4 protein-coding genes are annotated in these 7,407 nt (G+C 47.9%); all 4 read right to left on the bottom strand.

From position 1 onward, the window contains the following. Positions 1–1,817: excinuclease ABC subunit UvrB (gene uvrB, locus K8R76_00140; GenBank protein ID MCD4846580.1), on the bottom strand; the 1,817-nt coding region annotated here is incomplete at its 3' end. A 1-nt stretch (position 1,818) separates the two neighbouring features. Beyond that, positions 1,819–3,477: a phenylalanine--tRNA ligase subunit beta gene (gene pheT / locus K8R76_00135; protein ID MCD4846579.1), complete on the bottom strand. Its 1,659-nt coding sequence runs from the start codon at positions 3,475–3,477 to the stop codon at positions 1,819–1,821. Further along, positions 3,470–5,047 carry a phenylalanine--tRNA ligase subunit alpha gene (locus tag K8R76_00130; protein ID MCD4846578.1) on the bottom strand — a complete coding sequence of 526 codons (1,578 nt, stop codon included), beginning with the start codon at positions 5,045–5,047 and terminating at the stop codon, positions 3,470–3,472. The genes pheT and K8R76_00130 overlap by 8 nt, the downstream gene beginning before the upstream one ends. Positions 5,048–5,058: 11 nt before the next feature. Then, the coding region (locus K8R76_00125; GenBank protein MCD4846577.1) for a caspase family protein at positions 5,059–7,407 on the bottom strand (2,349 nt) is incomplete at its 5' end.

The following is a 7,407-nucleotide window of genomic DNA, read 5'->3' as shown; positions in this document are numbered from 1 at the left end:
GATTTGAAGATATCAGCAATGCTGGTCGCTCTCAGGATATCTTCTCTTGATTTCCTGATGCTTTCAGGTGTAATATTATTATCAATGTTATACTGAAGCTGTATTTTCCTCCTGCGCGCGGTTTCAGTGATCGCATACTCCATGGAATCAGTGATCCTGTCAGCGTAGAGTATTACTCTGCCGGTCAGGTTTCTTGCTGCTCTTCCAGCAGTCTGGATAAGGCTTGTTCTGGATCGCAGAAATCCTTCTTTGTCGGCGTCAAGAATCGCTACCATGGCTACTTCGGGGAGATCGAGTCCCTCTCGAAGGAGGTTTACTCCGACCAGTACATCGAAATCCGCAAGTCTGAGTTCTCTGAGAATTGAAACCCTCTCAAGAGCGTCAACCTCACTGTGAATATATCTGGCATTGATCGATAGATCCTGAAAATATGAGGTCAGTTCCTCTGCCATCTTTTTGGTCAATGTAGTTACAAGTACTCTCTCTCCGGACTCAATCGCCCTCCGGGTCTCCTCTACAAGATCATCAACCTGGCTTACGGCCGGTCTGACTTCCAGTTCAGGATCCACCAGTCCGGTTGGTCTGACGATCTGCTGCACAATCTGGGAGGAATGATCCAGTTCGTATTTGGCGGGTGTTGCGGACATGCAGATCTTCTTACCAGTTATCTCAATGAATTCGTCAAGATACAATGGCCGGTTATCCAGAGCTGAAGGAAGCCTGAATCCGTAATTGACAAGTGTTTCCTTTCTGGCTCTGTCGCCTCTGTACATCGCCGATAACTGAGGGATCGTCCTATGCGACTCATCTATGAAAACCAGCATATCTCCCTCAGGGAAGTAATCAAGCAGGCACGCGGGACGCTCTCCTTCTTTCCTTCCGGACATGTGTCTGCTGTAGTTCTCTACTCCCGAGCAGTATCCCGTTTCGGCCATGAGTTCGATATCGTAACGTGTTCTTGATTCCAGCCTTTGCGCTTCAAGCAGTTTTCCATTGAGTTTGAAATCCGCCAGGGTTTCTTCCAGTTCCCGTTCGATTCGTCCAAGCGCCAGGTTCAGCTCACTTTCACTTGTAACAAAATGCCTTGCAGGGTAGATGAAAATTCTCTCCAGGCTCTCCTGAACGTCACCTGTAAAATGATCAACCCTGTAAATACTCTCTATCCTGTTGCCGAAGAACTCAACCCTTATCGCCATTCGGCCATAAGCGGGAACAACATCCACAACATCCCCACGAACCCTGAATTTGCCTCTTGTCAGAGCAACATCATTCCTTGAGTACCGCATTCCCACAAGTTCTGAAAGAAAGCTTTCCTGATCGAGTATCATGCCTGTTGCGACATCCAGGCAGCTGGATTTGAATGTGTCAGGATTACCAAGGCCATAGATACAACTTACGGACGCAATAACGATTACATCCCTCCGCGTGAGGAGAGATGTAGCTGCACGGAGTCTGAGTCTGTCCAGCTCTTCGTTGAGATCAGCGTCCTTTTCGATAAAAGTATCCGTTGTCGGAAGGTAGGCTTCGGGCTGGTAGTAATCGTAATAACTTACGAAATACTCAACGGCAGCATCCGGGAAAAAACCCTTCAGTTCACTGTAAAGCTGGGCAGCAAGTGTCTTGTTGTGGCTCACAACCAGCACGGGGCTTCCCATTTTCTCGATGATTCCAGCCATGGTGAAGGTTTTACCGGAACCGGTAACACCCAGAAGGGTCTGCCACTCCATGTCATCTTTCAGACCGTGCACCAGTCTTCTTATAGCCTCCGGCTGATCACCGGAGGGACTGAACTCACTTATAAGAGTATATAGTGACAATCTATTCTTTCAGAGAATCAATGTTTATCTCGAATCCGGAAGCCGGACGAGCAATACCCCATTCCGTAAGAACTGCAGGGTGAAATTCCCCTATTACGCCGGATTCCTTGCCGTTGATGATAACGGTGGCACACCTGCCGCTGATAAACCTTTCATCTTCTACAGATCTCAGGGATAGATCAAGATCTCTTGAGTAACAGATTGAACCGAGGATGGAATGAACATCACCAAAATCAGCTTTGTTACCGCAGACAAGACCGGCAAGATAGATTTCAGTTCTGCAGACGCCGTCATCTCCTGAAATCAGAATCTCTCCCGATTCAAATATGCGATGGGGATAAGAAGCATGAGCGCTGGTACTTTCAACATTAAGAAGTCCCGGAAGCAGCGTGTTTCGGACAACTCCATATTCCTCGGTCATGGGGTTGGCTATCATCACGGGATCAATCGGAGTTCTGGTAATTTCCCTTATTTTTCTCCAGCTGGTCAGTGCGGGACGGAGAATTTCTTCGCATCCTGCTCCAATCAGTACTGTCCGTACAGCATCAACAAGTTCCTCTACCGGAGCACTGTGACCGATAGTAAACTGTTCAGGAAGGAGCGGTTCAAAGGATTCCAGTCCACGGGAAATCGCTATATCCTCAATCATGTCGACTGCATGGATTCCATCCCTCCTGTAGGGCGGAAGGATTCCTGTCAACGAATCGCCTTCGATCTCAACCGAAGCATAATCCATCCTCAGGAGAGCTTCCCTCGCTGAATCAAGAGATATATCAATCCCGAGCACTTTTCTTATCTCATCTTTCGTTGCCGTCATACTGTCCCGGAAAATCACAGGCGTCTGCATTTCGGAGTGCAGAGAAGCGGGGTATTTCACAAGAACAGGAGCTATTGAAGCTCCTCTGTCCTGGAGATTGCATGCCAGTATTGCAGCTGTCAGCTGTACAGTTTCCCAGTCAGTCCCGGTGACTTCACAGAAAAGACTGGAATCTCCGGGTCTCACTCTTCCGGTCGTCTGGCTGTTGATTACCGGAGGGAATGATAATGTTGAACCAGATGCATCTTCCAGCAATGGCCACAGATCAGCTTTTTCAACAAGATGAGCATATATGCGACCTGTTTCCGTATCAGCGAGTATTTCGCTCAGGGTCATTTCTCGTTCTTCACCAAGCGGAATGAAAGATGTCTCAGGAGTCACCGCTCTGTATTTCACGGGAAACCTGATCTCATCCAGTCGGTAGAAACCAATGGCCGCTGTTTTCCTGTTACGACCGAAGGAAGCTGCAAGTTTCTCCTGAACATCGATGAGAGCATTCAATTGTTTCTGATCAGGACTCCAGCCGCAGGCGGTAAACGCCGCAATGAAAGGTCTGACATCTTCGAGTTTCTGATCAACATGAATCTCACCCGCAGGTTCCGGAAGATCAGCAAGGTGATTGAATGGACCGGTCTCACTGCATCTCAAAGCCCTGGCTACTCCCTCAACGCACCACAGATCAGGCCTGTTAGTATCGTTAAGTTCTATCTTAAGCTCGTCCTCAAATGAATGATCAATTTCACCTTTTACAAGAGTCAGAAGGTTCGCCAGTTCAGCATCACCGGGATCCTTCATTCGAGACAGTTGGAAAAGGTCCTGCCGGCTGACCTCGATTTTAGGCATTGGCTTCCCCCCCTCTTCTTCCAGTAAGGAGACGATCCGGCTGAACTTTTATATTGCGCAATCGGGTAAGATCAGGTGTGATCAGATCACGTATATCATTAAGCCCAAGAGCAAGCATGGCCATTCTATCCAGACCAAGTCCCCATGCGATTACAGGAACATCGACTCCGAGCGGAAGACAAACCTCAGGCCGGAAAAGCCCCGCTCCACCTACCTCGATCCATCCGAGCCGGGGATGTTTTATATGCATCTCCACAGATGGCTCGGTAAAAGGGAAGTATGCGGGGAGGAACTTGTAATCGGAAGCTCCGGCGATTTCCTCAGCAAATAATTTAAGAAGCCCCAATAAGTACCTCAGATTAATCTGTTCACCAAGCACTATTCCTTCCACCTGAAAGAAATCGGGAAGATGAGTGGCATCAACCTGATCGTATCTGAAACATCTTGCAATAGCGAAATACTTACCCGGTATATTCGGATTCGAACCAAGTGTTCTTGCTGACAGCGAAGTTCCCTGCGAGCGGAGTATCGCCTGAAGGGATTGCTTACGGCTGAATTTGTAGCCCCAGCCTCTGCTGCCTGTATCTCCGCCGTTTTCATGAGCGGCTGCAACCCGTTTCTCAAGTTCATCTGATGGAGGCGGGACGCTCCTGCCCTCTTCAAGATAGTAGACATCATGAATATCCCTTGCCGGATGGAACTGAGGCATGAACAGAGCATCATTGTTCCAGAATTCATTCTCAGCGAGCGAATCTCTCATCTCGCTGAAACCCAGCCCAATAAAACGTCTCCTCACGGTATCAAGAAACTGCCTGTAAGGGTGAAGCCTTCCGGTGTGTATTCTCGATGGGGGAATATCAACCTGGTACCTTCTGAATCTGGCATCCTTCCAGGATCCTTCAGCAAGAATTTCCGGTGTCATCGCTCCGATAGTGACTGTTTCTAAAGCCTTCTTCAGAGCTTCTCTGCCTTCTGCTGTAATGTCAAGAATGCTCGTTACGACCTCGTTCAATATGAATTCAGCCCGGCTCTTTCCCCTCCTGGGACTTCTGGAATCGATTATTTCAGCAATGTTTTCTCGAAGGTCAGCGAATTTGATTTCATTTCCATCGGATAATGGTATGTATACCTGATCCCAGACTTCCTGGAAAACAGTTTCCTCCGGTTTTCCATTGAAAAGAATCTCATCACCCGCTTTTTTCAGGAGACCGCTCTTGATCAATGCGCCAAATGCGCTTCCCCAGCGCCCTCTGTCAAATGAAGTGTCCTGCTGGATTTCCTGAAGAGAAGTACTACCACTTGAAGCCGCACGAAGCATTAACAGCTCCGGAGAACTGCCGATCTCCAGGTTCTGCGTGCCAAGTGGTCCGAGTTGAACGAATACTTCTTCTTCCCTTGATTCTTCAATGATAAGCTTCCTTGAAAGAAGCCACTGGGCAGCTCTTCTGAAAGAGCCCTCGTCAGGGAGATCGCTCTCTCTGATTATGTCCACATCGGATGATTTTCCGTTTTTTTCCAGATATGTCAGAAGTTTTTTCTCAAGTGGATGCAGATCTCTTTCTTCAGTCACTGGTATCCCTTCTATCTCCACAAATCGACATCTTCATCAAGGAACATTCCCTGCTGAGGTCGCGGGACGGCGTTCTCTCCTTTGAGAGCCGCACCGCACTCAGGACAGACATATGTATTCGGAGCAAGTTCAGTATCGCACTCAGGACAGATGAGCTGAAGTCTGCCATCAATGTATGTCATGAGTTCCAGTGCGGAAACATAACCGTTTCCATCAATATCCGCATCTCCGCGAGATCCCTGAAGCAGTATCGGAGTGAGTATCCTTTCGCTTACGCTGAGATCCTCACGCGCGGCTGTAAGTACCAGAACATTGCTTCCCTGAGTAAAATCGTTTACAAAACCACCAGAATGACATGCATCAAAGAACAGGAACACCGGCGCGTCGGCAAGGGAATCAACAAGGTCTGCAAGCTGATCATCTGAAATTTCGTCATCAAAAAGACAGATGGATTCATTCGCGGAATCTGATTCCTCCTGTCCACCGGAACCAGGAGCAAGCTGGTTTCCGTGACCGCTGAAGAAAATTACTACTCTGTCCTCCGGTCCGGCGTTTTCCAGCAGACTGGAAACACCATCAATGAAATTGTCAACGGTCGCGATTGCATCCACCAGCAGAATAACATGATCTTCAGGTATTCCCTGCTCCGTAATCATGAAGTCGTAAACCTCCACCGCATCCATGCTTGCCCGGTTGAGTACATCCGCAGCTTCAGGATAACCGCTTATTCCAGCAGTGATAGCCCATATCTCAGGTTCCGGAGATGAAGAAGCCATCTCAACTTGTTCTATTCTGTTCACATCCAGGGTAAAAGAAGTCCGGTCTCTCCGTTCATAGAGATATACGGTTATTCCGTATACGGCATCCTCCTCAGAATAAACCGCGACGGCTTCATCCCCTGCGGCATCGACATTACTCAGCCAGCCCTCGGCTACAAGATCTATTCCCGGTCCGCTCACGAAAAGGTCAATATCAACTTCCCTGTCCTCTCCGGAAAGAGCAATATCAAGGATTGTTCCAGCCTGAGCGGTAACGGTGAAAAACTCTGTGGATGAGTTATCTCCTATCTCTCCAGAATACGATTCATCAATTTCCCTGGAATCAGCAGCTGCAATCCTGACAGTGGCATCTCCTGACATGTCAGCTTCATTAAAGAATGGGTATACCCAGACAGTATCACTCTGAGAAACCCAGAGAAGGAACTTCTCATCGCCTCTTTCAGAACTGAACGTAAGGACCGGTTCGCCTGATCCTCTGAATACACGTACATCTCCGTCACGAGTTTTGTCGAAAATTACAGAAACCTCGAATATCCGGGATTCGGGTGGAGAGAATCCAATCGGACACGTCTTCTCTGTTAAACCTACGGAAATGATTGTTTTCACCGGAATAAGTGAGAAGACAGATCCAATTTTTCCGGAACTCATAATGTATGGAACTAATTCATCATCCGGAGAATCGTAAAGAATCACATTCGCCACCACTTCCGCTTCACTTGCGGGTAGGAGAAGCGTCTCAATTGATGAATAGGATTGCGATCCCATCAGATATTCGCCGGCTGTATCTCGAATGACCAGATCAATGTCAGCACCTGGTGACAATATTGTAAGATCGAGAAATACCGGTTTACTGTGTTCGGGAATAAGGTATCTGTGAATCTCTCCAGGCTCAATTGAAGCTTCCATCATATCCGAATCAAATTCAGGAAACCTTCCGGATGGCTCAACGGAAAAATAGTATTCTCCCGAACCGCTCTTACCATATCTGCTTACAACCGCTGTGAGTTCTTCACCCGGAAGGGCTGCTACTGTAACTGTCTCAAATCCTTCAAGTGAAGCACTGCTACCACAGAGACTCATATTGCTGCCGTATATTTCCAGATCGAGGTCCGTTCCCCCTGTACCCTCGAGTCTGAAGGTCCAGTTTCCTCTCTCCATCGGAGAGAAAGTGTATATCTCTGCCATTTCGTTTCGATCAACTCTTCCGCTGACATCCTCGCGAACAATCAGTTCAACAGGCTCTACAATCTCAGCGGACAGAATAACATCAGAATCACAGCTACTGGTTTCTCTCTCAAGGAAAACGTAAAACCAGTAATCAGAGAAAGCGGAAAGAACCATCTCTGCACCTGGATCGGATTTACAGAGGATAGCCCCGGAATTGTCATAAGCAGTGAGATTGACTCCTCCGGAAACCGAGAGACTCAGGCAGACGTAATCATCTTCAAGAAGCCGAATCCACCCCTCACCGGATGAAAGATCAATCACAGCTGATTCACCGGCAGTGATGGTTTGAATATCTGATGGGTCGGGCAGAGTCACTGCGATTATTCCCGCGAAAAGCAGAACTGATAACATAAA

The sequence above is a fragment of the Candidatus Aegiribacteria sp. genome, from assembly GCA_021108435.1.
Classification (GTDB): Bacteria; Fermentibacterota; Fermentibacteria; order Fermentibacterales; family JCC-6; genus Aegiribacteria.
The sequence above is the reverse complement of the archived record's forward strand: the minus strand, read 5'-3'. Positions and strand labels throughout refer to the sequence as shown.

Excerpts from the sequence above, each read along its gene's own strand:
- pheT (MCD4846579.1), bottom strand. The coding sequence starts at position 3,477 with ATGCCTAAAATCGAGGTCAGCCGGCAGGACCTTTTCCAACTGTCTCGA.